The organism is Corynebacterium senegalense (genome assembly GCF_900411315.1).
In the GTDB taxonomy this organism is placed as follows: Bacteria; Actinomycetota; Actinomycetes; order Mycobacteriales; family Mycobacteriaceae; genus Corynebacterium; species Corynebacterium senegalense.
On the sequence record NZ_LS990887.1, the window covers coordinates 704,472 to 726,904 of the forward strand.

The window sequence follows — 22,433 nt, forward strand, 5'->3', positions numbered from 1 at the left end:
ACGCGATATGAATGCAGACTTTCCGTTGAAGCCTGCCATCACTCGACGAGATGTCACGTTAAGTGGTCGCAGGCTTTTCCTGTGGCCCCCTACAGGAGGAATATTCTATGGCAACCCCCCAGGTCATCAAGGCTGACAAGCGCGAGGAGTTCGGCAAGGGCGCGGCCCGCCGCCTGCGCCGCGAGGGCAAGGTCCCCGGCGTGCTCTACGAGGCCGGCATCGACAACGTCCACTTCGCGGTCGACCGCCTCGAGATCACCGCGCTCGTGCGCAACGAGGGCACCAACGCCGTCCTCGAGCTCGAGGTTGACGGCGAGAAGCTGCTCTGCATGATCAAGCACGTCGACCAGAACGTGCTCACCCTCGAGATCGACCACGTCGACCTGCTCGGCGTCAAGCGCGGCGAGAAGGTCGTCGTCGAGGTCCCCGTCGTCACCGAGGGCGAGGCTCACCCCGACGCCGTCGTGCTGCAGGAGGCGGACGTCGTCGAGATCGAGGTCGACGCCCTCAACATCCCCGAGGAGATCGCCGTGTCCATCGAGGGCAAGGAGATCGGCGACCAGATCACCGCTGCCGACATCGCCCTGCCGGCCGGCGCGACGCTGACCACCGACCCCGAGGCGCTGATCATCAACCTCACCTTCTTCCAGGAGGACGCCGAGCTCGAGGCCGCAGCGGCCGAGGCCGAGGAGGGCGGCGCCGAGGCCGGTGCCGAGTCCACCGAGGAGGCCGGCGAGGAGGCCGGTGAGGAAGCTTCTGAGTAAGCACCCGCCCCCGCTTGTCGACGCCCCCGCGCACCCGCCCAGGGAACGCGGGGGTTTCGTCCGTCCTGTGCCTATGATGTGGCTGTGCCTGTGTCTGTGTCTGCCTCTGCGCCCGATTCCCCCGTCCTGATCGTCGGCCTGGGCAACCCCGGCCCCCAGTACGCCGGCACCCGCCACAACGCGGGCGTGCTCGTGATCGAGGAGCTGCTCGACCGCGCCACCCCCGTCCCGGCACAGCTCAGCGCCCACAAGCGGACGAACACCGAGGTCGCGGAGCTGGCCGCCGGGCGGCTGCTGCCCGCGCGCAGGGTGGTGCTGGCCCGCACCCGCGGCTACATGAACGTCTCCGGCGTGCCGGTCAAGGCGCTGGCGGACTACTTCGGGGTGCCGGCCGGCGACATCTACGTGGTCTACGACGAGCTGGACCTCGACCTCGGCGCCGTGAAGCTGCGCCCGGGCGGCGGGGACCACGGGCACAACGGGCTGCGCTCGGTGTCGAAGTCGCTGGGCACCCGCGAGTACAACAAGCTGGCGGTGGGCATCGGCCGCCCGCCGGGCAGGATGGCCCCGGCGGATTACGTGCTCAAGCCCTTTTCCCGCCGGGAGGCCGAGGAGCTGCCCATCGTCGCGGCGGACGCCGCGGACGAGCTGCTGCGCGCGGCGGGTAGCGTGTAGACATGCGCCTTGTCACACTCCGCACCAACGATCTGACCGTCGCCGCCCGCCTCACCTCCGACACGGAGGCGGTGGTGATCCCCGGCTTCCCTGACGTCGGCACGCTGCTCGCCGACCCACAGTGGCGCGACATCGCCGCCGCCGCGGCGGGATCGGCGGTGCGAGTGAACCGCGCGGACCTCGCACCGGTCGTGCCGCGCCCGGGCAAGATCATCTGCGTCGGGCTGAACTACGCGAAGCACATCGACGAGATGGGCCACGACCGCCCCGACGTCCCCACGCTCTTCGTGAAGTTCGCCGACGCCCTCATCGGCCCCTACGACGACGCCGTGGTGCCCTCCTTCAACGCCGAGACCCTCGACTTCGAGGGGGAGCTCGCCGTGGTGATCGGCTCCCGCGCCCGCCACGTCGCCGAGGAGGACGCGGGCGCGTGCATCGCGGGCTACTCGATCATCAACGACTACACCCAGCGCGGCTACCAGTACCGCACGCAGCAGTGGCACCAGGGCAAGTCGCTGGAGGCGACGGCCGGGTTCGGCCCGTGGCTCGACACGCAGTGGGCGCCGGGCCCCGCGCTGGAGACCACACTCAACGGCGAACGCATGCAGTACTCCCCCACCGATGACCTGGTCTTCAGCCCCGCCGCCCTCGTCTCGTTCATCTCGCACCTCTACCCGCTCAACCCGGGCGACGTCATCGCCACCGGCACCCCCGAGGGGGTCGGCCACGCCCGCACGCCGAAGCGCTACCTGGGCAACGGCGACACGGTGCGCGTGGAGATCGAGGGCCTGGGCCACATCGAGAACACGACCCGAGTGGTTTAGGGGGTCAGCGCCGCCTCGATCTCGGCAGCCGGCGCCTCCGGCAGGCCAGCGAAGTCCGCCCCGACCAGGCAGTACGGGTTGTCGGGCACCATCGGCTTGAGGTAGGGGTAAATCGCCGGCATGTCGGGGTGCGCCCGGGTGAAGTCCGTCTCCACCCCGCGCGCCCAGCGCCCGGAGAACGCCCGGCTGCTCACCGACACCCCGCCTTCGCGCAGCGTCGCGCGGTTGCGCTCGCTCGTCCCCGCCTCGTCGGCCAGGAGGAAGGCGCTGCCGCACGCCACGGAGTCGGCCCCGAGCCGCAGCAGCTTCTCGACGTCCCCCGGGCCGCGCACCCCGCCCGCCGCGATGAGCGGCAGGTCCACCGCCGCGCGGACCGCGGCCAGAAGATCGCCGAGCGCCCGCCCGTCGGGCTCCGCGTTCTGGTCCCACGTGCCGCGGTGCCCTCCGGCGAGCGGGCCCTGGACAACGAGGCCGTCGGCCCCGCGCCCGGCCGCCTCGCGCGCCTCGGACTCGTTGGTCACCGTGACCCAGGCCTCGGAGCCCGCCGCGTGCAGGCGGTCCATCTCCGCGGCGGTAAAGCACCCGAAGGTGCTGGAGACGACCGCCGGGGCGGCGTCGAGGACCAGCTCGAACTTCTCCGCGAAGCCGCTGGTGACGTCCGCGTCGGGGACGTCGGCGCCGAGCTGGCGGGCGACCCGGGTGACGTCGTCAGGCGAGGGCTCGGGCTGGGGGTAGAACAGGTTGGCGCCGAAAGGGGCGCGGGTCGCGGCGAGCTGCTCGCGGGCGCTGTCAGCCGTGCACGTGCCGAGGGCGAGGAAACCGAAGGAGACAGCGTTGACGAGCTCGGGGGTGCTCGGCCCGCCGGCCATCGGCGCCGCGACAATCTGTGGTAGCTCCATGGCTATCATTTATACGCATGTTGGGATTCTTCAGACGCCTGTTCCGCCCGGCCCCCGCAGCCGAGCCCTCCGTGGAGTGGCTGGTCGTCGGGCTGGGCAACCCGGGCGAGGAGTACGCGGCGGCGCGCCACAACGTCGGCTACATGGCTCTCGACGCGGCGGCGGCTGCACGGGGCGTCACGCTGCGCCCCGCCGAGGGCGCCGAAGCCCTGCTCGGGGTGTGCGAGGGTGTGGCCTACGCCCGCCCGTTGACCTACATGAACGAGTCGGGTACTGCGGTGGGGCCGCTGGCCCGGCGCTTCAACGTCGCGCCCGAGCGCATCGTCGTGCTCCACGACGAGCTGGACCTGCCGCAGGGCACGGTGCGCCTGCGCCGCGGCGGCAGCGAGAACGGGCACAACGGGCTGAAGTCGCTCACCGAGCACCTCGGCTCGCGCGATTATGTCCGCGTGCGCATCGGCATCGGGCGCCCGCCGAAGGGCACCCCGGTGCCGGACTGGGTGCTCTCCCCCGTGGAGGGCGACATCAGCGCGGAGATAGAAAAAGCCGCGCGGGCTGCGCGGCTGGTTCCCACCCAGGGGCTGGAGCGGGCGCAGAACGAGATCCACGCCCGCTAGCGTTTAGGCGAGGGCGGCCTCGATGTCGCCGAGGACGCGGGCGCGGTCGCCGACCTTGATGTCGCGCGGGGCGAACTCGCCGTTGGCGAAGTCGTCGAACAGGCCCAGGGAGACCTGGTTGCGCACGCCGAACATGGAGAAGTTGGCCACGATCTGGCGCCAGTGCTCGACCGCGCGCGCGCCGCCGTCTGCACCGTAGGCGACGAAGGCGACCGGCTTGCCCGCCCACTCGGAGCCGAGGGAGTCGAAGGCGTTCTTGAAGCCGCCCGGGATGGAGTGGTTGTACTCGGGGGTGACGAAGACGAAGCCGTCGCAGGCGTCGATCGCCCTGGACCAGGCGGCGACGTTCTCGTCCTCGTACTGCTTGTTGGCCGCCCCGGGGATGGTGGCGGTCGTGAGCAGGGGAACGTTAAACGCGGCGAGGTCGATGAGCTCGTACTCGAAGCCCTCGCGGGTGGAGGCTTCCTCCATGATCCAGTTGGCCACGTGCTCGCCGAGGCGGCCCTCGCGAACGGAACCGAGGATGACACCGATCTTCTTCATGCAGAACCCTTTCTTGTTGACTCGTCTACATTCTCCCCGGCGACTATACGCCACAACCGCCACGCGATTCATATTGAGCCGGTCACGCGACTAGGCTGTACACCCTATGAGCACCCTTTCCGAGGCCACCCGCCGCCGCACCTTCGCCGTCATCGCCCACCCCGACGCCGGTAAGTCGACCCTGACGGAGGCGCTGGCCCTGCACGCCCACGTCATCTCCGAGGCGGGCGCGGTCCACGGCAAGGGCAACCGCAAGGCCACCGTCTCCGACTGGATGGAGATGGAGAAGGACCGCGGAATCTCGATCGCCTCCTCAGCCCTCCAGTTCGAGTACCTCCCCGAGGATTCCGAGGCCGCCGAGCCCTACGTGATCAACCTCGTCGACACCCCCGGCCACGCCGACTTCTCGGAGGACACCTACCGCGTGCTCTCCGCCGTCGACGCCGCCATCATGCTCATCGACGCCGCGAAGGGCCTCGAGCCCCAGACCCTCAAGCTCTTCCGGGTGTGCAAGGCGCGCGGCCTGCCGATCGTCACCGTCATCAACAAGTGGGACCGCGTCGGCCGCGAGCCGCTCGAGCTCGTCGACGAGATCGTCACCGAGATCGACCTCCAGCCCACCCCCCTCTACTGGCCCGTCGGCGAGGCCGGCGACTTCCGCGGCCTGGCCCACATCGACTCCGAGGGTGAGGCCGACACCTACATCCGCTTCATCCGCACCGCCGGCGGCTCCACCATCGCCCCGGAGGAGCACTACTCCCCCGCCGACGCCCTCGCCCGGGAGGAGGACGCCTGGGAGACCGCCGTCGAGGAGGCCGAGCTGCTCGCCGCCGACGGCGCCGTGCACAACCAGGAGCTCTTCGAGCAGTGCGTGACCTCCCCGGTCATTTTCGCCTCCGCCATGCTCAACTTCGGCGTCCACCAGATCCTCGACACCCTGTGCGCCATCGCCCCGGCACCGGCGGGCCGCGAATCGGACCCGGCGGCGGTGGAGGCGTCGACAAGCGCGATGGATGCCGCGCGGCAGCTTGACGACGACTTCTCGGGCGTCGTCTTCAAGGTCCAGGCCGGCATGGACAAGAACCACCGCGACACCCTCGCCTTCATGCGCGTGGTCTCCGGTGAGTTCGACCGCGGCATGCAGGTCACCCACGCGCAGTCGGGCCGCAGCTTCTCCACCAAGTACGCGCTGACCGTGTTCGGCCGCACCCGCGACACCGTCGAGACGGCCTTCCCCGGCGACATCATCGGCCTGGTCAACGCGGGCTCCCTGGCCCCCGGCGACACCATCTACGCCGGCCGCAAGGTGCAGTTCCCGCCCATGCCCCAGTTCGCCCCCGAGCACTTCCGCACCCTGCGGGCGAAGTCGCTGGGCAAGTACAAGCAGTTCCGCAAGGCGCTCGACCAGCTCGACGCCGAGGGCGTCGTGCAGATCCTGCGCAACGACCTGCGCGGCGACGCCGCCCCCGTCATGGCGGCGGTCGGCCCGATGCAGTTCGAGGTCATGCAGGCGCGCATGGAAAACGAGTACAACGTGGAGACCGTCACCGAGCCGGTGCCCTATTCCGTGGCCCGGCGCACCGACACCGAGTCCGCGCCCGAGCTGGGCCGCCAGCGCGGGGTGGAGATCTTCACCCGCTCCGACGGCGAGCTCATCGCGCTGTTCGGCGACAAGTGGAAGCTCGCGTTCATCGAGAAGGAGCACCCCAACCTGACCATGGAGCCCCTCGTCGCGGACTAGTTTTTCAGGCTTCCCCGGCGATGAAGGCCTCGAGGTCGGCGCGGGCCTCCTCGTCGCCGAGCTGCACCGGCGGGGACTTCATCAGGTAGGAGGACGCCGGGTTGACCGGGCCGGCGAGGCCGCGGTCGAGGGCGATCTTGGCCACGCGGATCGCGTCGATGATCACGCCCGCCGAGTTCGGGGAGTCCCACACCTCCAGCTTGTACTCGAGGCTCAGCGGCACGTCGCCGAAGGCGGTGCCCTCGAGGCGGACGTAGGCCCACTTGCGGTCGTCGAGCCACTGGACGTAGTCCGAGGGCCCGATGTGGACGTTTCGGTCCTCCACTTTCCCGGCGATCGGCCCCTCCTTCAGGTTCGAGGTCACGGCCTGGGTTTTGGAGATCTTCTTCGACTCGAGGCGGCTGCGGTCCAGCATGTTCTTGAAGTCCATGTTGCCGCCCACGTTGAGCTGCATCGTGCGGTCGAGGCGCACGCCCCGGTCCTCGAAGAGCTTGGCCAGCACGCGGTGGGTGATGGTCGCGCCCACCTGGCTCTTGATGTCGTCGCCGATGATCGGCAGCCCGGCGTCGGTGAACTTTTGGGCCCACTCCGGGTCAGAGGCGATGAACACCGGCAGGGCGTTGACGAAGGCGCAGCCGGCGTCGATGGCGGCCTGAGCATAGAACTTGTCGGCCTCCTCCGAGCCCACGGGCAGGTAGGAGACGAGGACGTCGGCCTTGGCGTCGCGAAGCGACTGCGCGACGTCGACGGGCTGCTCGGCGGACTCCTCGATGGTGGCAAGGTAGTGCTCGCCGAGGCCGTCGTAGGTCGGGCCGCGCTGCACCCGCACACCCAGGTGCGGCACGTCGGTGATCTTGATGGTGCAGTTCATCCCGGACTCGGTGGCCTCGGCGAGGTCCTTGCCCACCTTGTCGGCGTCGACGTCGAAGGCGGCGACGAACTCGACGTCACCGACGTGGTAGTCACCGAGCTGGACGTGCATCAGGCCCGGAACCTTCTCCTCGGCCGGGGTGTTCTTGTAGTAATCCACGCCCTGGATGAGCGAGGTGGCGCAGTTGCCGACGCCCGCGATGGCGACCCGTACTTTCTTGCTTCCCATGTTCGCGCGCTTCTCCTTAGCGTCCCGTGCGGGCCGGTCGGTGCGACCGGCCCCGGCGCGAGTTCACTCTGGCACCTTGCCGGGGCATTCGGAAGTTGGCGCGGCGGCTGTATCGATCAAGGTCAGCGGGCGATTTCGGTTCAGGGCTGCGCGAACCTTCCGGCATGTGATGATCGCCACACTTGCGCCCTCAAGTGCGCCGCCCTCACGTTCCGGCCTCGGGCGCCCGGCGGGGTCTCGGTGGCCCTGGTGGTCAAGCACTTCGGCAGCAAGGACGGCCTGTTCGAGGCGACGGTGGACTTCACGACGTCCTCCGCGGCGCTGTTCGCCGGCCCCTTCGCCGACCTCGGCCGCACCGCCGTGGTGGAAACGCTCACCGCCCCGCACAACGCCCCCTACTCCATGGCCCGGGCCATCTCGGTGGCGAAGGGCGACGAGGGCGGCCTGAACGCCATCGCCGGAGGATCAAGTCCGACCTCCTGCGCGTTTTGGCGGGGCGGATCCGCGAGAAAGCCCCGCACGGCACCCCCTCCCCCGAACTGCGCGCGCAGTCAGCCCTCGCGCTGCTCATGGAGCTGTCGTTTATGCGCCGCTTCGGTGACACCGACTTCGCGGGGTTCCGCACCGAGACGCTGATCGACTACTACGCCCCGCTGCTGCAGTAGATCCTCGACGGGGGCCAGGAGCTCAGCGCTTCGCCCTGACCTCGTTGATGATGGCGGAGAAGTCCTGCCCGCCGTGGCCCTCGTCGACGAAGTCCGCGTACTGCTCGGCCGCGATCCGGCCCAGCACCGTGCCGGTGGCGGTCTCCTCCGCCGCCTGCATGGCCAACTTCAGATCCTTGAGCATGAGCGCCGCCGCGAAGCCCGGCGCGAAGTCGTGGTTCGCCGGGGAGCCCTCGACCAGTCCCGGCACCGGGGCGTTGACGGACAGCGCCCAGGAGTTGCCGGTGGCGTTGGAGACTACGTCGAAAAACGCCTGAGGCTCGAGGCAGAGCCGCTCGTCGAGCACCATCGCCTCGGCGAGCACGATCTGGTGTACCGCCAGGATCATGTTGTTGCAGGCCTTGACCGCCTGGCCGTTGCCGGTGTCCCCGCAGTGGGTGACCGACTTCCCCATCACCTCCAGCAGCGGCCGCGCCTCCTCCACGTCCTCGTTCACGCCCCCGACCATGAAGGCCAGGGTGCCCGCGGCCGCGCCCGCGATCCCGCCGGAGACGGGGGCATCGAGGAAGCGGGACCCGGCGCCGCGGACTGTCGACGCCAACTCGCGCGCCTCGGCCACCGAGACGGTGGAGACGTCGATGTAGAGGCGCGGCTGAGGGTGGGCGTCGAGAAGCGAGTCGAGGACCTGCGTGACCAGACCGCCGTTGGGCAGGCTGGTGAACACGACCTCCGCGCCGGCAGCGGCGTCCTCGGCCATCACGGAGTTCGACCCCGACCGGGTCATGGCGACGCACCCGCACGCCGCGCTCGTGAAGACCTCACGGGCCGTCTTCCCCTACTGGGGCCTGCCGGCCTACGGCTGAGGTGCTCAGACGAAGGCGGAGACGCCGGTGACGGCGCGGCCGACGATGAGCGAGTTGATGTCGTAGGTGCCCTCGTAGGTGAACAGCACCTCGGCGTCGGCCATCATCTTGGACAGCCCGTACTCGGTGAGGATCCCGTTGCCGCCGCCGATGGCGCGCCCGGCTGCGGCCGATTCGCGGGCCAGCCGGGTCGTCGTCGCCTTCGCCAGCGCGGCGAAGGGCATTTCCAGCCCGCCGTCCTCGTGCACCTGCGCTACCTGCGCCATGAGCGACAGCGAGGCCGTCGCGTTGCCGAGGATGCGCACGAGCTGCTCCTGCACCAGCTGGAACTTGGCGATCGGCCGGCCGAACTGCTCGCGCGTCACCGCGTACTCGCGGGCCTTGTCGAAGATCCCGAGCTGCACGCCCGCCCCCTGCCAGCCGACCCACGCGCGCGAGGTGCAGAGGAAATCGTTGACGTTGGCGAAGGACTGGGCCCCCGGCAGGGCGTTGTCGTGCGGNCGCTCGCTGTGCCCGTTGTTGTAGTTCTTTTTTTTTTATAAGGACCCGCCGCCCCCGGGATCTACACCCGGTAGATCCTCCGCAGCCTCAAGCCGTGACCCACCCCCTCACCCCGCGCCAGCGCGAACTGTTCAACGCGCTGCTGACCGACTTCCTCGCCGAGGGCTTCGAATCCTTCACCATCGACGCGGCCGCGAAGCGCTACCGCTGCTCGAAATCCACGATCTACGCCCTCGGGCGCACCCGCGACGCGATCATCCGCCGCGTCCTGGTGAGCTACTTCCGGGAGATCGCGCGCCGCACGGCGATCCAGGACCGCCCCGGCCTGACGGCCGCCGCCGCCCTGGAGACGTACTTCAGCGCGATGACCAGCGCCCTCGCCCCGGCCAGCCCAGCGTTCATGCGCGACCTCGCCGCGGAGCCCGTCGCCCAGGAGGTCTACTCCGTGAACACGGCGGCGGCGACGGAAAACGTGCGGGCGCTGCTCGAGCGCGGCGTGGCCTCGGGCGAGTTTTCCGCCGGGTCCACGGCCTTCCTCTCCCGCCTGATCTACCACACCATGCGCGACATCCAGCGCGGCGAATACGCCGGCACCATCGCCCCCGCCGACGCCTACCGCGAGCTCGGTCAACTCCTGCTGCGAGGCATCTCCCGCACCCCCATGTAGTTTCTTGCGCAAAAACGTTTTCCCTGTCTCTGGTTATTACTTCGAAGTCGAACTACAGTCAGGTGAAACACGCGCCACGCCCCGGCCCGCCGAGTACACCCCCACCCAGCCGACGCGGGCGGACGAGTCGCTGCTGCTCTACTTCACATCGGGCACGACGTCGAAAGCCAAGCTCGTCGATCACACGCACACGTCCTACCCCGTCGGCCACCTCACCACGATGTACTGGATCGGGCTCGCGCTCGGAGACGTCCACCTCAACGTCGCGGCCCCGGGGTGGGCCAAGCACGCGTGGTCGAACATCTTCGCGCCCTGGATCGCCGGGGCGACCGTGTTCTGCTACAACTACTCCCGCTTCGACGCGGTCGGGCTCATGGACACTATGGAGGCGGAGGGCGTGACCAGCTTCTGCGCCCCGCCCACGGTCTGGCGCATGCTCATCCAGGCCGATCTGACCCGGATGAAGAACCCGCCCACAAAGCTCGTCGCCGCGGGCGAACCGCTCAACCCCGAGCTGATCGCCACCATCGAGCGCGCCTGGAACACCTCCGTGCGCGACGGCTTCGGTCAGACGGAGACCACCCTGCAGATCGCCAACACCCCCGGCCAGAAGGTCAAGCCGGGCTCGATGGGCCGGCCGCTTCCCGGCTGTGAGGTCGCGCTCATCGACCCCGCCACCGACGAGATCGCCGAGCGCGACGAAGACGGCTACATCTTCTACATCGGCCGCGCCGACGACGTGTTCAAGGCCTCCGACTACCGGCTCTCCCCCCTTCGAGCTGGAGTCCGTGGTGATCGAACACGCCGCCGTCGCCGAAGTCGCCGTCGTCCCCTCCCCCGACCCGATCCGCCTGGCGGTGCCCAAGGCCTACGTCGCCCTCGCCCCCGGGCACGAGCCCACCGCCGAGGTTGCCGAGTCCATCCTCCGGCACTGCCGCGACGGCCTGGCGGCCTACAAGCGCATCCGCAGGCCCGAGTTCTACGAGCTGCCCAGAACCATCTCCGGCAAGATCCGCCGCGTCGAGCTGCGCAAGCGGGAAAACGAGATCCACGCGGCCGACGGCGGACAGACCAGCGCCTCAACCGAGTACGCCGACACGGACTTTCCCGACCTGAAGGGCTGAGCGGCTAGGATTCGGGCATGCCGATCAACATCGACAGCCTCGCCGAGGCCCGCCGCCTGTGGGCCGAGCGCTACTCCGGGGAGGCCGCCCGGGGCATGTTCACAGTGTCCTCCCTCGACCGCGCCGCCCACCTCCTGCGCGCCGGGGCGGAGCAGGCGCTCGCCCCGTTCAGCATCACGTTCGCGCAGTTCGAGCTGCTCACCCTGCTCATGTGGACCCGCTCCGGCGGCCTGCCGATGTCCAAGATCAGCTCCCGCCTGCACGTCCCGCCCGCCTCGCTGACGCACACGGTGCGCCGCCTCGAGGGCGAGGGGCTCGTGGCCCGGGTGGCGTCCCAGCGCGACCGGCGCTCGACGCTCGTTTCCATCACCGACCAGGGCATTGCCCTGGCCTCGGCGGCCGGGCCCGCGCTGAGCTCCTACTTCGAGGGCATCGAGCTCACCCCGGAGCAGCACGACGGCATCGCCGGGGCAACCGCCGCGCTGCGCCGGGCTGCCGGCGAGTACGTCGAGGAGCTGCCCTGCTAGGAGTGCGTGAACTCCGGGTCGCGCTTCTCCACGAACGCCGCCATGCCCTCCTTCTGGTCGGCGGAGGCGAAGATGGAGTGGAAGGTGCGGCGCTCGAAGAGCAGGCCCTGCGAGAGGGAGGTCTCGCCCACCGCGTTGATCTGCTCCTTGATCATGGTGGTGGCCACCAGCGACTTCGCCGCGATCGTCGCCGCGGTGTCCAGGGCGGAGTCGAGCAGCTCCCCGGCGGGAACGACGCGCGCGACGAGGCCGGAGCGCTCGGCCTCCTCGGCGTCCATCATGCGCCCGGTGAGGCACATCTCCATCGCCTTGGCCTTGCCCACCGCGCGGGTGAGGCGCTGCGAACCGCCCATGCCCGGGGTGATGCCGAGGTTGACCTCCGGCTGGCCGAACTTCGCGCCGTCGCCGGCGATGATGAAGTCGCACATCATGGCCAGCTCGCAGCCGCCGCCGAGGGCGTAGCCGTTCACGGCGGCGATGAGCGGGGTGCGCGCCCGGGTCAGCTCGTCCCAGCCGGCGAACCAATCGGAGACGTACATGTCGGTCGCGCCCTTCGGCGCCATCTCCTTGATGTCGGCGCCGGCGGCGAAAGCCTTCTCCGAGCCGGTGAGCACGATCGCACCGATGGCCTCGTCGCGGTCGAACTCGGTAACGGCGGCGGTCACCTCCTCCATCGTCTGCTTGTTCAGGGCGTTGAGGGCCTCGGGGCGGTTCAGGGTAATGAGGCCGACACGGCCGCGGGTTTCGGTGAGGATCATGGGGTGTCCTTTCTCTCGGTGGGTGGGAGGTGTGGTTCAGGCGTTGCCGAACGACGGGGCCACGGCGCCGTCGACGGGCTCGAAGACGGCGGAGACGACGTCGGCGGGGACGTCGTCAAGCGATGCGTACTCCCAGCTCGGGTTGCGGTCCTTGTCGATGATCTGGGCGCGGATGCCCTCGGCAAACTCGGGGTGGCGCTGCATGTTCAGCGACATCCAGAACTCCTGGGTCAGTGTGCCGGCGAGGTCGAGCACGAGGTTGCGGTTCAGCGACTCCTCGGTGACGCGGATGCCCAGCGGCGAGTTGCGCCGCATCGCCTTCGCCGCCTTCGCCGCCCACTCGCTGTCGCTGGCCTCGAGCCGGGCGAGGACCTCGGAGGCGTCGGCCGCGGAGTAGACCTCGGCCATCTCGGGGCGGTCGGCGCCGAAGCCCGGCCCGGTCTCGCGCGCGAACTCGCGGACAGCTTCCGCGTCGCCGGTCTCGCAGAGCTTTTCGACGAGCGCCCCGAGCCGCTCCTGCGGCACGTAGACGTCGGCGAAGCCGGTGTCGATGGCCTCCGCGGCCCCGACGTGCAGGGCGGTGTAGGCGAGGTGGCGGCCGAGCCCCTCGGGAGCCCGGGACAACAGGTGGGACCCACCGGCGTCGGGCGAGTAGCCGATGCCGACCTCCGGCATGCCGATGCGCGAGTCGTCGGTGACCACGCGGTGCGAGCCGTGGGCGGAGATGCCGATGCCGCCGCCGAGAACGATCCCGGTCATGAGCGGCACGTAGGGCTTCGGGTAGGTGGAGATGGCGTGGTTGAGCTCGTACTCTTCCTTCCAGAAGGTCGCACCCTCCCCGCCGCCCTCGAGCGCGTCGCGGTAGAGGGTGGCGATGTCGCCGCCGGCGCACAGGCCGCGCTCGCCCGCGCCGCGGACAATGACGAGGTCGACGGTGTCGTCACCCGCCCAGTCGTCGAGGACGCGGCGCATCTGCCGAATCATGTCCAGGTTGAGCGCGTTCATGGCCTTCGGCCGGTTCAGGGTGATCACGCCGGCGCGGCCGTTGGTCTCGCTGAGAACGGTGGTGCTGGTGTCGGTGCACATTCTATGCCTCCAGAAGTAGTGCTTCGCCCTGCCCGCCGCCGCCGCAGAGGGCGACCCCGGCCCTGGCTGCCTGGCCCGCCGCGAGCTGGTGCGCGGCGTGGACGACGAGCCGGGCGCCAGAGGCGCCGATCGGGTGGCCCATGGCGATGGCCCCGCCGTGGGGGTTGACGTCGTCGGGGCTGATCCCTAGCTGGCGGGCGGCGTGGACGACGACCGAGGCGAAGGCCTCGTTGATCTCGATGTGGTCGAGCTCGCCGATGCCCCACCCCTGCCGCTCGAGGGCGGACTGAAGGGCGTTGGCGGGCTGCGCCTGCAGGGAGGCGTCCGGCCCGGCGACCTGCCCGGGGGCGCGCAGGGTGGCCAGGACGCGCCACCCCAGTTCCTCGGCGTGGGCGCGGGTGGTGAGCACGACCGCGGCCGCGCCGTCGGTGATGGGCGAGGAGTTGCCCGCGGTGATGGTGCCCTCTTTATCGAAGGCCGGGCGCAGCCCGGACAGGCTCTCCTCCGTCACCCCCTGCCGGATCCCCTCATCCGCTTCGACCGTGACCTCGCCCCTGCGGGTGGGCACGGTGACGGGGACGAGCTCGGGGGCGAAGACCCCGGCCTCGGTGGCGGAGAGTGCGCGCTGGTGGGATAGAGCCGCGGCTAGGTCCTGCTCCTCCCGGGTCGCCGGATAATGCTCGGCGTATTCCTCGGTGAGCAGGCCCATGGAGATGCCGAGGTCCGCGGCGCGCAGCCCGTCGTGCTCAATGTGGTCGAGGGCCTCGAAGGCGCCGTACTTCACCCCCGCGCGCGAGCGCGGCAGCAGGTGCGGCGCGTTGGTCATGGATTCCATGCCGCCCGCCACCACCACGCGCGCCTCGCCGGAGCGGATGAGGCGGGCGGAGTCGATGACGGCGGTGAGCCCGGAGAGGCACACCTTATTCACGGTCGAGGTGTGCGCGGCCGGGGAAACGCCCGCGCCGAGGGCCGCCTGCTTGGCGGGGTTCTGCCCCGCGCCCGCCTGGAGGACCTGCCCGAGGATGACGGCATCGACGGCCCCGCCGTCGACCCCCGCCTGGCGCAGGGCCCCGCGGATGGCGTGACTGCCCAGCTCCGTGGCGGGGAGCGAAGCGAGTCCCCCGAGTAATTTGCCAAAGGGGGTGCGCGCGGCCCCCACGATCACGACGTCGTCGGCAGCTTTGCCGGCCATACGAAATCCTTTCGCTGTACGACATTTATTTAGATCGTACCGTCGGCGCGGAGCCCGCGCCACCACTCAGGCGGCGCCGAGGAACTCCCGCCACGCCGGCCACTCCCGCCCCATCTGGCGCTGACCGGAGGCGTAGTTGGACCGCAGCTTCTCCACCTTCCGCTCGGTGGAGCTGACCTGCATGTCATCCGGGAAAAACAGCTGGGCCCTGCCCTGCCTCTCCAGTTCCAGGAGCCGCTGCTTGGAGGCGTTGTAGCGGTCGGGGCGGCCGATGAGGGCCTCCGCCACGGCCGGGGTGCGGCGCAGAACGCTTCGCACGACCGATGTCCGCGTGACCTGCGGGCGGACGTAGTCGCGCGGCTTCGTGCCGACGAAGAGGAACTTCTCGTACCCCGCGTCCTCGGCCTGCTGGATTGAGATGCCGCCGGATTCGCCGAGGGCACCGTCGACGTAGGGAATGCCGTCGATAAGCCGTGTCGGCATGATGAGCGGCAGGGTCGAGGAGGCCCGGACGAAAGAGTTCATGTCCGCGCGCTCGCGGATGTCGGCGCGGGTGAAGTAAACCGACTCGCCCGTGTCCGCCCGCGTGGCGGCGATGTTCATCTCGGCCGGGTTCGCTTCGAAGGCGTCGTAGTCGAAGGGCAGGTCCCCGTCGGAGGAGAGCTCGTAGATGAACTCCGCGTTGAAGTAACCGGTGCCCCGCAGCAGCGAGGAGACCCCGCCGAAACTGGGGTTGTTGGCGAAGTCGACGAAGCTCTCCTTTGCCCGCCACGCGTCGCCCGAGAGGTAGTTGACGGTGTGGCTCGACCCGGCCGAAACCCCGCCGACCCACCCGAAGCGCACCTCCTCCTCGATCAGCTTGACGACGCACGGGGCGGTGTACGAGTTCCGCATCCCGCCGCCCTCGAAGATCAGTGCAGTGTCGCGGGCATCAATCATGGCACCAGATGCTACCGCCGCCCGCGCCCGCGCGCCCGGCTACGGCGTCAGGGCGCCGCCGGTGACGGACAGCGTGGAGCCCGACACGTAGGAGGAGTCCTCCGAGGCGAGGTAGACGTAGGCACCCGTGAGCTCGGCGGGTTGGCCGGCGCGTCCCATCTCGGAGCCCTGGCCGAATTTCTGCACCTTCTCCGGCGGCTGGCCGTGGCTCGGCTGCAGGACCGTCCAGATCGGCCCGGGGGCGACGGCGTTGACGCGGATCCCGCGCGTGCTCAGCAGCCCCATGGACAGGCCCTTGGCGAAGTTGTTCATCGCCGCCTTCGTCATCGCGTAGTCAAGCAGGGTGTCCGAAGGGTCGTAGGCCTGGATGGACGAGGTGAAGATGATCGAGGAACCGGCCGGCATGTGCTTGACGGCCTCCTTGGTCACGCGGAACGATGAGTAAACGTTGGACTTCATGGTGGCGTCGAAGTCCTCGTCGCTGATCTCCAGGATGTCGTCGTGGTAGATCTGGCGCGAGGCGTTGTTGACTAGGATGTCCAGCCCGCCGAGCTCGGCGACTGCCTTGGCGACGGTGTCCTCGCACGCCTGGAGCTCGCGCAGGTCACCGGGGATGGCCACGGCCTTGCGCCCGGCCTCCTTGATCGCCTTGAGCACGCGGTCCGCGTCCTCCTGTTCCTCCGGCAGGTAGGCGATGGCCACGTCCGCGCCCTCACGGGCGTAGGCGACAGCCACGGCGGCGCCGATGCCGGAGTCGCCGCCGGTAATCAGGGCCTTGCGGCCCTCCAGCTTGCCGCTGCCGACGTAGGAGTCGAGCCCGATGTCGGGCACCGGCTCAGCCTTCGTCTCCAGACCGGGGTGCTGCTGCACCTGGTCGGGGGGAGAGATGCGGGGGAACTTTTCGCGGGGGTCGGTCAGTCCGGCCATGGTGAACCTCCTATAAGCATTCGCTAATTCGTTGCCCACCCGAGCGTACAGAAAAATTACCTGCCCTGATTCTTCACGTCGTCGGCCGCCCGGCCGACCCACCGCTCCAATTGCAGCCGGAACTTCGCCGCGTCCGCCGACTTCGGTCGGGCCTGGATGACGCTTTCGGAGTCATAGCCCACCTGCAGCTCCTTCGCGCGCAGGACCTCCGCGTCGATCTTGACGCCGAGCAGCAGCACGACGTTCATCACCCACACCAGAACCAGGACCGTCAGCACGGTGCCGAACGCCCCGTAGGCGCTGCGCACGCCCACCGCCGAGACGTACCAGCTGAAGCCCGTCCAGATCACGGCGCTGCACGCGAAGGCGAGAAACGAACCCCAGGTCACGGGTCGGAAGCGGCCGCGCTGGACGTTGGGGGTGACCTGGTAGAGAAGCGACAGCAGGCCGAGCGAGACCAGGGCGACAAAAGGCAGCTGGAGCCACTGCCACACCGGAAGGAAAATCCGGGTCAGGTACTCCACCTCCTCCGTCAGGCCGAGCGGGTCGGCGACCTTCCCCAGCACGCCCGCCACCAGGGACTCGCGCAGGGCGAGGGCCAGGATGATCACGAGCGCGCCCGCCTCGAGGACGAGGGTGACAAGCCACATCGTCACCCAGGTCACCACGAAGTTGCGTCCCTCGACGCGCCCGTAGATCACGTTGGCGTTGCGGGAGAAGGAGCGCACGTAGGCGGAGGCCGAGACGAGGGAGACGGCCACCGAGATGGCCAGCGCCCAGGTGTTTTCCGAGGGCGTGCCCACGATGGTGTTCAGTAGGTCGAGGGCCTGGGCGCGCAGGGTCTCCGGGACGTAGCGCGCCACCAGCTCCCGCAGAAGCTGCGGGGCGTCGGCGCCTTCGCGCGGGAGGAGGAGGATCACCAGTGAATAGGTGGCCAGGATCGCTGGGGCCAGGGCGAGGACCGTGTAGTAGGTCAGGCTGGCGGCGCGGTCGACCATCGCGTCGACGGAGAAGTCGGCCACGAGGCGCCGAAACACGAGACGGTAGCCGGGCCCGCTGAGCCGGTTGCCGCGCACGGCCAGGGGGTCGGGAAGCGCGCCGGCCGGCGGGACCACGTCCACCTGCCGCACGCCGTAGGGCAGGACGAGTTCCGCCCGGGAGCTCGATCCTGCGTCCTTGTCCATGCTCACAGCGTATCGCGGGCCTAACGGGGCGAGCGCTTGATGCTCTCGATCTTCTTCCCGCGCGCGAGCTCGTCCACGACCTTGTCCATCCAGCGGATCTTCTGCATCAGGGGGTCGGCAACCTCCTCCACGCGCACCCCGCACACCACTCCGGTGATGAGCTCAGCGTGTGGGGTGAGGCGCGGGGCGGAGGCGAAGAACTCGCGCAGGTTCTGCCCGGACTCGGCGGCGGCGTGCAGGCCGTCCGCGCTGTGTCCGGTGAGCCAGCCCAGGACGTCGTCTAGCTCTGCCCTGGTCTTGCCCTTCCGCTCGACCTTAGCGAGGTAGTTGGCGTAGATGTCGCCGAACCGGTAGGCGAAGACCCGCTCGAGTTTGTCGTTCATGTCCCCGACCTTAACCGACCTTAACCGCTGGCTAGACCAGGCCGATCCAGTGCCAGTAGGTGGCGGAGAGCAGCAGCACGAGGAGGTAGCCCACGATCGTCAGCGGGATGCCCGTCTTGAGGAACTGCTTGGTCGTGAACGCGCCCGTGCCGTAGGCCAGCATGTTCTGCGGCGCCGAGATGGGCAGCAGGAAGCCGAAGCAGATGACGAACTGCTGGATGATGACGAACCCGATGCCGCCGTTCGGCACGTCGAGCGTGGAGGCCAGGGCAATGAACACGGGGATCAGCGCGGAGGCCAGTGAGGTCGCCGAGGCGAAGCCGAGGTGGATCAGGATGTTGAACAGGGACACAATCGCGATGGTGGCGAGGATCGGCATTCCGGCCAGGCCCAGGAGGCCGAAGGTCTGCTCGGACAGCCACGAGGCCGCGCCCGTCTCGAGCAGGAAGGAGCCGAGCGAGATGCCGACCGCGAAGACGATGAGGGTGCCCCAGTTGATGTGCTTCTGCGCGTACTTCCAGTCCATCACGCCGACGACCGGCAGCAGCATGATGCCCACTGCCACGAGCGTGATGACGGAGGAGTCGATCGGGTGCAGCACGCCCTCGGTCGCCCAGAAGGCGAGCAGGGCGACGGCGATGACGGTGAGGCGCTTCTCGGCGCCAGTCATCGGCCCCATCTCGGACAGCTGCTTCTCGACGAGCTCCCTGCCGCCCTCGATGGCCTCGACCTCGGGCTTGATGGCGGCGCGCATGATGAAATACAGCGCGATGGACATGAGCACCGACCACGGCGCCGCCCAGATGAACCACTGGCCCCAGGAGACGGTGGTGTTCATCTGGTCCTCGATGAAGCCGATGGCCACGAGGTTCTGCGCCGCGGCCGTCTTGATGCCCACGTTCCACACGGAGACCGCCTGGGTGGCGGTGATGATGAGCAGGGCCGAGAGTTTCGAATCGACCGCGAGCCCGAAGGCGGCGACCATGCCGAGGAGGATGGGCACGACGGCGCCGGCGCGGGCGGTGGCCGAGGGGACGAAGAAGGCGAGGATGATCGAGATGACGATCGCGCCGATGACGATGTTCGAGGTTTTCTCGCCGGCGAACTTCAGCACGTAGAGCGCGATGCGGCGGTGCAGGCCGGTCGCCTGCATGGCCGTGGCCAGGGCGAGCGCGGCGGCCACGAGGGCGACCGCGGACGTCGAGAAGCCGCTCAGCGCCAGCGCGAGGGCTTTGCCGGTGCCGAAGATCTTGTCCGGGTTCTCCGGGTTCGGCGACAGGCCGACGAGCAGCGAGATGAGGCCGATGATGAGCACCGAGCTCACCGGGTAGCTCACGGCCTCGGAGACCCACATGATCACCGCGAAGGCGAGCATCCCGAGGGCGATCTGCCCCTGCCACTCGATGGAGTCCATCGGGATGAGCAGCACCGCGGCAAGCGCGGCGAAGGCCAGGAAGAACGAGATGAGTTTGGGTGCGGTCAGGGCCTTCGCAGGTTCTTTCTTCTGCTCCTGCGCGGGCGGGTTGGGGGTCGTCCCCTTGTCCAGTGCCGTGCTCACGGCATACTCCCTCAGTAGAAATTGGTATTACTTAGGATTTTAATAGCTGAAGGCTGTGATAGCCCAGTTTCCGCGGCATGACGGCGGTCACTGCCGGCGGCGCTACACTTTTCGCATGGGTTTCCTGGACACGGTCCGCGCGTTCCTCCGCGGCGACTCCCCCGCTCCCCTGGTCGACTACCCGGAGCATTTCCGGCAGGTGGAGGTGGGCACGCTCAGCGTGCACACGGCCAACCTCTCCCCCGACACGGACGAGAAGCTGGTGATCATCACCCTGTCCTCCCTCGAGCCCCTCAGGCTTCTCGACGCCCCAGTGCGCCTCACCTCCCCCGGGCAGCGCGCCGTCACGTTTGTCCCGGTGGACACGCGCTCCGACCCGGCCCTGGACCCGAACCTGGGCTGGATCGTCCCGGTGACCCCGGAGACCGCGGCCGAGCTGCGGGCCCTGCCCGCCGGCCCGGGGGCGCACGAGCTGTCCTCGCTCCACGTGGGCATCGCCGTGGAGGGAGACTGACTCAGGCGGAGTCCTCGAACAGGGGCGGGTCGTGCACGCGCTGCCCCGGGGCGCGCCGATAGTGGTAGGTTGCCGTTTCCCGGGCGGGCCCGCCGCGGGCGGGGTGGTGCCTCACTGCCCCGGTCCGGGAGTCCTTGGTGAAATACCCTTTCCCGCCCGCGCCGTCGCGGCGGTCGTTGTTGCAGCGGTGGTGCTCCCGGCACAGGAGGATGAGGTTGTCGAGAGAGGTTTCCCCTCCGTCCAGATAGGAGCGCAGGTGGTGTACCTCGAGCTCGATGCCGGGCTTCGTGCAGCCGTGCCAGGCGCAGACCCACTGCATGGCGAGCAGGACGATGCCCTGCTCGATGCTGGCGAAGCGCGCCCTGCCGAGCGAGAGCGGAACAGCCGTGGCGGAATCCACCTGCAGCGGGAAACTGTCTCCCACCAGCCCGAGGCGGAGAAGAACGCGCCGAGGGCCGCCCGGCCCTGCTCGACCTGGTCGACGTGGTGTTCGAGCAACGTCGGCACGGTGTCCCCCTCCCCGCGTGTGATCCTTGGTCCGTACTTCACACGCTACCGGGCGGGTCAGACATGACCCTGCCGTTATTCGAAGACTTGTTCGACCATCGGTCGGATGCCAGCCCTACAGCACCCCGAGCGCCTCCCCCACCCTCTTGCCGGAGTGGATGCAGCCGCCGAGGAACGTCCCTTCCAGGGCGTTCTTCCCGTGCATGCCGCCACCGCCGAAGCCGGCGGCCTCACCGCAGGCGTAGAGCCCCTCGAACACGGATCCGTCGGCCTGCAGGGCGCGCCCGGACAGGTCGGTCTCGATGCCGCCGAGGGTCTTGCGGGTCAGGACGTGGAGGCGGATCGCGATGAGCGGGCCCTTCGACCCGTCCAGGAGCCGGTGCGGCGGGTGGACGCGGACGATCTTGTCGCCGAGGAAGTTGCGGGCCATGCGGATGTAGTTGACCTGGATGTCCTTGGAGAAGCGGTTCATGGTCTGGGCGTCGCGCTCGATGAGCTGGCTGCGGACGAGGTCGACGTCCATGGGGACGTCGCCAAGCTTGTTCATGCCCTCGACCAGCTCCTCGACCGTGTCCGCGGTGACCCAGTCGACGCCGTGGTCCTGGAAGGCCTTGATCGGGCCGGGCGTGCCCGAGGAGAGCTTGCCGGCGAGCTTCTTGAGCGACTTGTCGGTCAGGTCCGGGTTCTGCTCGGAGCCGGAGAAGATGAACTCCTTGTCGGCGATCGACTGGTTGAGCACGAACCACGAGTAGCCGTGGCCGGTGCGGCCGATGTGGGCCAGCGCGGCGAGGTTATCCGAGCCCGGGAACAGGTGGCTGGGCAGGCGCTTGCCGGTGGCGTCGAGCCACATCGCGCTGGGCCCGGGGATGATGCGGATGCCGTGGCCGGGCCAAATGGGGTCCCAGTTGATCATGCCCTCGGGGTAGTGCCACATGCGGTCGGTGTTGACCAGCTGCGCGCCCGCCTCGGAGGCGATGTCGATGCCGCGCCCGTCGACGAACTCCGGCACGCCCGTCACGAGGTTGTCGGGGCACGGACCCCACCTGTCGTCCGGCCAGGTGCGGCGCACCTTCTCCAGGTTCCCGCCGATGCCGCCCGTGGCAACGACGACCGCCGCGCCCCGCAGCTCGAAGGGCTCGAGCTCCTCGCTATTCGACGCCACACCCCGCGCCCCGGCGTCCTCCACCAGCACCGCGCCGCGCACACCGACGGCGCGCCCGCCCTCGACGATGATGTCGTCGACCCGGTGCCGGAAGCGGAACTCCACCTCGCCGCGCGACTCCGCGGCAAGCAGCGGCTCCCGGAACACGCGCACGACCTCGGGGCCGGTGCCCCAGGTGACGTGGAAGCGGGGCACGGAGTTGCCGTGGCCGGACGCGTCACCCGAGCCGCGCTCGGCCCAGCCGATGGTGGGCAGGACGCGCAGCCCGAGGTCCCTGAGGTAGCCGTGCATCTCGCTGGCCGCGAAGCGGACGTACTCGCGGCCCCACTTGCGGGGCCACTCGTCGTGCTCGGCGTCGTCGTAGTCGGCGGAGTTCTCCCAGTCCATCCAGGCGAGCTCCTCGGTGTCCTTGACCCGCATCATGCCCTGCTCGGGCGAGCCGACCATGAACAGCCCTCCCAGCGACCAGAAGGCCTGGCCGCCGAGGTTGGCGCGGCTCTCCTGCTCCACGAAAATGACCCTGCGCCCCGCCTTGGACGCCTCGTACCCGGCGACCAGGCCGGACAGGCCCGCGCCGACGATGATGACCGGATTGTTAGTTTTCATGCGCGAAACGATACCGAGGCGCCGCGCCGCGCGCGGTGCAAATTGTGCGCCCAGTCGGTTGCCCGGCGAGTTGCCCCCACGGGCGGTAACGTTGCGGGGAAGGCCGGT

General features: G+C 69.4%; 23 protein-coding genes and 2 pseudogenes. 10 read left to right on the forward strand and 15 right to left on the reverse strand.

Annotation, left to right across the window (positions count from 1 at the left end; all coding sequences use genetic code 11):
* Positions 1 to 107 precede the first annotated feature (107 nt).
* The 3 genes from DYZ02_RS03415 (at position 108) to DYZ02_RS03425 (ending at position 2,263) form a co-directional block, all read left to right on the forward strand.
* A complete protein-coding gene (locus tag DYZ02_RS03415) occupies positions 108 to 764 on the forward strand; it encodes a 50S ribosomal protein L25/general stress protein Ctc (protein WP_115684989.1) in 657 nt (218 codons plus the stop codon).
* Positions 765 to 848: 84 nt separating this feature from the next.
* Positions 849 to 1,439 (forward strand): aminoacyl-tRNA hydrolase, encoded by a 591-nt coding sequence (pth, locus tag DYZ02_RS03420; RefSeq protein ID WP_245945614.1) that lies wholly within the window; start codon positions 849 to 851, stop codon positions 1,437 to 1,439.
* 2 nt (positions 1,440 to 1,441) lie between these two features.
* Entirely contained in the window at positions 1,442 to 2,263 is an 822-nt protein-coding gene (locus DYZ02_RS03425; protein ID WP_115684990.1) for a fumarylacetoacetate hydrolase family protein, read from the forward strand.
* On the opposite strand, the gene DYZ02_RS03430 is transcribed toward DYZ02_RS03425, so the two are convergent.
* Positions 2,260 to 3,171: a nitronate monooxygenase gene (locus DYZ02_RS03430; protein WP_115684991.1), complete on the reverse strand. Its 912-nt coding sequence runs from the start codon at positions 3,169 to 3,171 to the stop codon at positions 2,260 to 2,262. The genes DYZ02_RS03425 and DYZ02_RS03430 overlap by 4 nt on opposite strands.
* Positions 3,172 to 3,179: 8 nt before the next feature.
* On the opposite strand from DYZ02_RS03430, the gene pth (DYZ02_RS03435) reads away from it, so the two are divergent.
* Positions 3,180 to 3,779 carry an aminoacyl-tRNA hydrolase gene (gene pth, locus DYZ02_RS03435; RefSeq protein ID WP_115684992.1) on the forward strand — a complete coding sequence of 200 codons (600 nt, stop codon included), beginning with the start codon at positions 3,180 to 3,182 and terminating at the stop codon, positions 3,777 to 3,779.
* A 3-nt stretch (positions 3,780 to 3,782) separates the two neighbouring features.
* Here the strand turns inward: pth (DYZ02_RS03435) and DYZ02_RS03440 are convergent, their stop codons facing one another.
* Positions 3,783 to 4,322 carry an NADPH-dependent FMN reductase gene (locus DYZ02_RS03440; protein ID WP_115684993.1) on the reverse strand — a complete coding sequence of 180 codons (540 nt, stop codon included), beginning with the start codon at positions 4,320 to 4,322 and terminating at the stop codon, positions 3,783 to 3,785.
* A 106-nt stretch (positions 4,323 to 4,428) separates the two neighbouring features.
* Between DYZ02_RS03440 and DYZ02_RS03445 the strand changes: the two genes are divergently transcribed.
* Positions 4,429 to 6,063: a peptide chain release factor 3 gene (locus DYZ02_RS03445; protein ID WP_115684994.1), complete on the forward strand. Its 1,635-nt coding sequence runs from the start codon at positions 4,429 to 4,431 to the stop codon at positions 6,061 to 6,063.
* Positions 6,064 to 6,067: 4 nt separating this feature from the next.
* Here the strand turns inward: DYZ02_RS03445 and DYZ02_RS03450 are convergent, their stop codons facing one another.
* On the reverse strand, positions 6,068 to 7,162 hold the full coding sequence (locus DYZ02_RS03450; RefSeq protein ID WP_115684995.1) for an inositol-3-phosphate synthase: 1,095 nt from the start codon (positions 7,160 to 7,162) through the stop codon (positions 6,068 to 6,070).
* A 488-nt stretch (positions 7,163 to 7,650) separates the two neighbouring features.
* On the opposite strand from DYZ02_RS03450, the gene DYZ02_RS11525 reads away from it, so the two are divergent.
* Positions 7,651 to 7,827 carry a hypothetical protein gene (locus DYZ02_RS11525; protein WP_245945617.1) on the forward strand — a complete coding sequence of 59 codons (177 nt, stop codon included), beginning with the start codon at positions 7,651 to 7,653 and terminating at the stop codon, positions 7,825 to 7,827.
* 22 nt (positions 7,828 to 7,849) lie between these two features.
* On the opposite strand, the gene DYZ02_RS03460 is transcribed toward DYZ02_RS11525, so the two are convergent.
* Together DYZ02_RS03460 and DYZ02_RS03470 are read right to left on the reverse strand one after the other, a co-directional pair.
* Entirely contained in the window at positions 7,850 to 8,611 is a 762-nt protein-coding gene (locus tag DYZ02_RS03460; protein WP_115684996.1) for an NAD-binding protein, read from the reverse strand.
* 84 nt (positions 8,612 to 8,695) lie between these two features.
* Positions 8,696 to 9,190 (reverse strand): annotated as a pseudogene (locus DYZ02_RS03470) (acyl-CoA dehydrogenase family protein); the annotation flags it as partial.
* A 95-nt stretch (positions 9,191 to 9,285) separates the two neighbouring features.
* Here DYZ02_RS03470 and DYZ02_RS03475 point away from each other — a divergent pair.
* From DYZ02_RS03475 to DYZ02_RS03485, 3 genes and pseudogenes are all read left to right on the forward strand, one after another.
* On the forward strand, positions 9,286 to 9,858 hold the full coding sequence (locus DYZ02_RS03475; protein WP_115684997.1) for a TetR/AcrR family transcriptional regulator: 573 nt from the start codon (positions 9,286 to 9,288) through the stop codon (positions 9,856 to 9,858).
* A 94-nt stretch (positions 9,859 to 9,952) separates the two neighbouring features.
* Positions 9,953 to 10,982, forward strand: a pseudogene (locus DYZ02_RS03480) (AMP-binding protein); the annotation flags it as partial.
* Positions 10,983 to 10,999: 17 nt separating this feature from the next.
* Positions 11,000 to 11,509 carry a MarR family winged helix-turn-helix transcriptional regulator gene (locus tag DYZ02_RS03485; RefSeq protein ID WP_181896882.1) on the forward strand — a complete coding sequence of 170 codons (510 nt, stop codon included), beginning with the start codon at positions 11,000 to 11,002 and terminating at the stop codon, positions 11,507 to 11,509.
* Here the strand turns inward: DYZ02_RS03485 and DYZ02_RS03490 are convergent.
* The 8 genes from DYZ02_RS03490 to DYZ02_RS03525 all read right to left on the reverse strand — a co-directional run bounded on the left by DYZ02_RS03490 (position 11,506) and on the right by DYZ02_RS03525 (position 19,536).
* Positions 11,506 to 12,267 carry an enoyl-CoA hydratase gene (locus tag DYZ02_RS03490; protein WP_115684998.1) on the reverse strand — a complete coding sequence of 254 codons (762 nt, stop codon included), beginning with the start codon at positions 12,265 to 12,267 and terminating at the stop codon, positions 11,506 to 11,508. The genes DYZ02_RS03485 and DYZ02_RS03490 overlap by 4 nt on opposite strands.
* A gap of 36 nt (positions 12,268 to 12,303) precedes the next feature.
* The gene (locus DYZ02_RS03495) at positions 12,304 to 13,353 is read right to left on the reverse strand and encodes an enoyl-CoA hydratase/isomerase family protein (RefSeq protein WP_115684999.1); all 1,050 of its coding nucleotides are present in this window, start codon (positions 13,351 to 13,353) and stop codon (positions 12,304 to 12,306) included.
* A 1-nt stretch (position 13,354) separates the two neighbouring features.
* A complete protein-coding gene (locus DYZ02_RS03500) occupies positions 13,355 to 14,545 on the reverse strand; it encodes an acetyl-CoA C-acyltransferase (RefSeq protein ID WP_115685000.1) in 1,191 nt (396 codons plus the stop codon).
* 66 nt (positions 14,546 to 14,611) lie between these two features.
* On the reverse strand, positions 14,612 to 15,484 hold the full coding sequence (locus DYZ02_RS03505; protein ID WP_115685001.1) for a patatin-like phospholipase family protein: 873 nt from the start codon (positions 15,482 to 15,484) through the stop codon (positions 14,612 to 14,614).
* Between the two features lie 39 nt (positions 15,485 to 15,523).
* Entirely contained in the window at positions 15,524 to 16,411 is an 888-nt protein-coding gene (locus DYZ02_RS03510) for an SDR family oxidoreductase (RefSeq protein ID WP_115685002.1), read from the reverse strand.
* 56 nt (positions 16,412 to 16,467) lie between these two features.
* Entirely contained in the window at positions 16,468 to 17,595 is a 1,128-nt protein-coding gene (locus tag DYZ02_RS03515) for a YihY/virulence factor BrkB family protein (protein ID WP_115685003.1), read from the reverse strand.
* Between the two features lie 20 nt (positions 17,596 to 17,615).
* Positions 17,616 to 17,978, reverse strand: coding sequence for a DUF2200 domain-containing protein (locus DYZ02_RS03520; RefSeq protein ID WP_115685004.1), 363 nt, complete (start codon positions 17,976 to 17,978; stop codon positions 17,616 to 17,618).
* A 31-nt stretch (positions 17,979 to 18,009) separates the two neighbouring features.
* Entirely contained in the window at positions 18,010 to 19,536 is a 1,527-nt protein-coding gene (locus DYZ02_RS03525; protein ID WP_245945621.1) for an SLC13 family permease, read from the reverse strand.
* Positions 19,537 to 19,651: 115 nt separating this feature from the next.
* Here DYZ02_RS03525 and DYZ02_RS03530 point away from each other — a divergent pair, with 115 nt between their 5' ends.
* On the forward strand, positions 19,652 to 20,050 hold the full coding sequence (locus DYZ02_RS03530; RefSeq protein ID WP_115685005.1) for a hypothetical protein: 399 nt from the start codon (positions 19,652 to 19,654) through the stop codon (positions 20,048 to 20,050).
* Position 20,051: 1 nt separating this feature from the next.
* Here the strand turns inward: DYZ02_RS03530 and DYZ02_RS03535 are convergent, their stop codons facing one another.
* Both DYZ02_RS03535 and DYZ02_RS03540 read right to left on the reverse strand, forming a co-directional pair.
* A complete protein-coding gene (locus tag DYZ02_RS03535; RefSeq protein WP_245945623.1) occupies positions 20,052 to 20,474 on the reverse strand; it encodes an HNH endonuclease signature motif containing protein in 423 nt (140 codons plus the stop codon).
* A gap of 198 nt (positions 20,475 to 20,672) precedes the next feature.
* On the reverse strand, positions 20,673 to 22,325 hold the full coding sequence (locus tag DYZ02_RS03540) for an FAD-binding dehydrogenase (protein WP_115685007.1): 1,653 nt from the start codon (positions 22,323 to 22,325) through the stop codon (positions 20,673 to 20,675).
* Between the last annotated feature and the right edge of the window lie 108 nt (positions 22,326 to 22,433).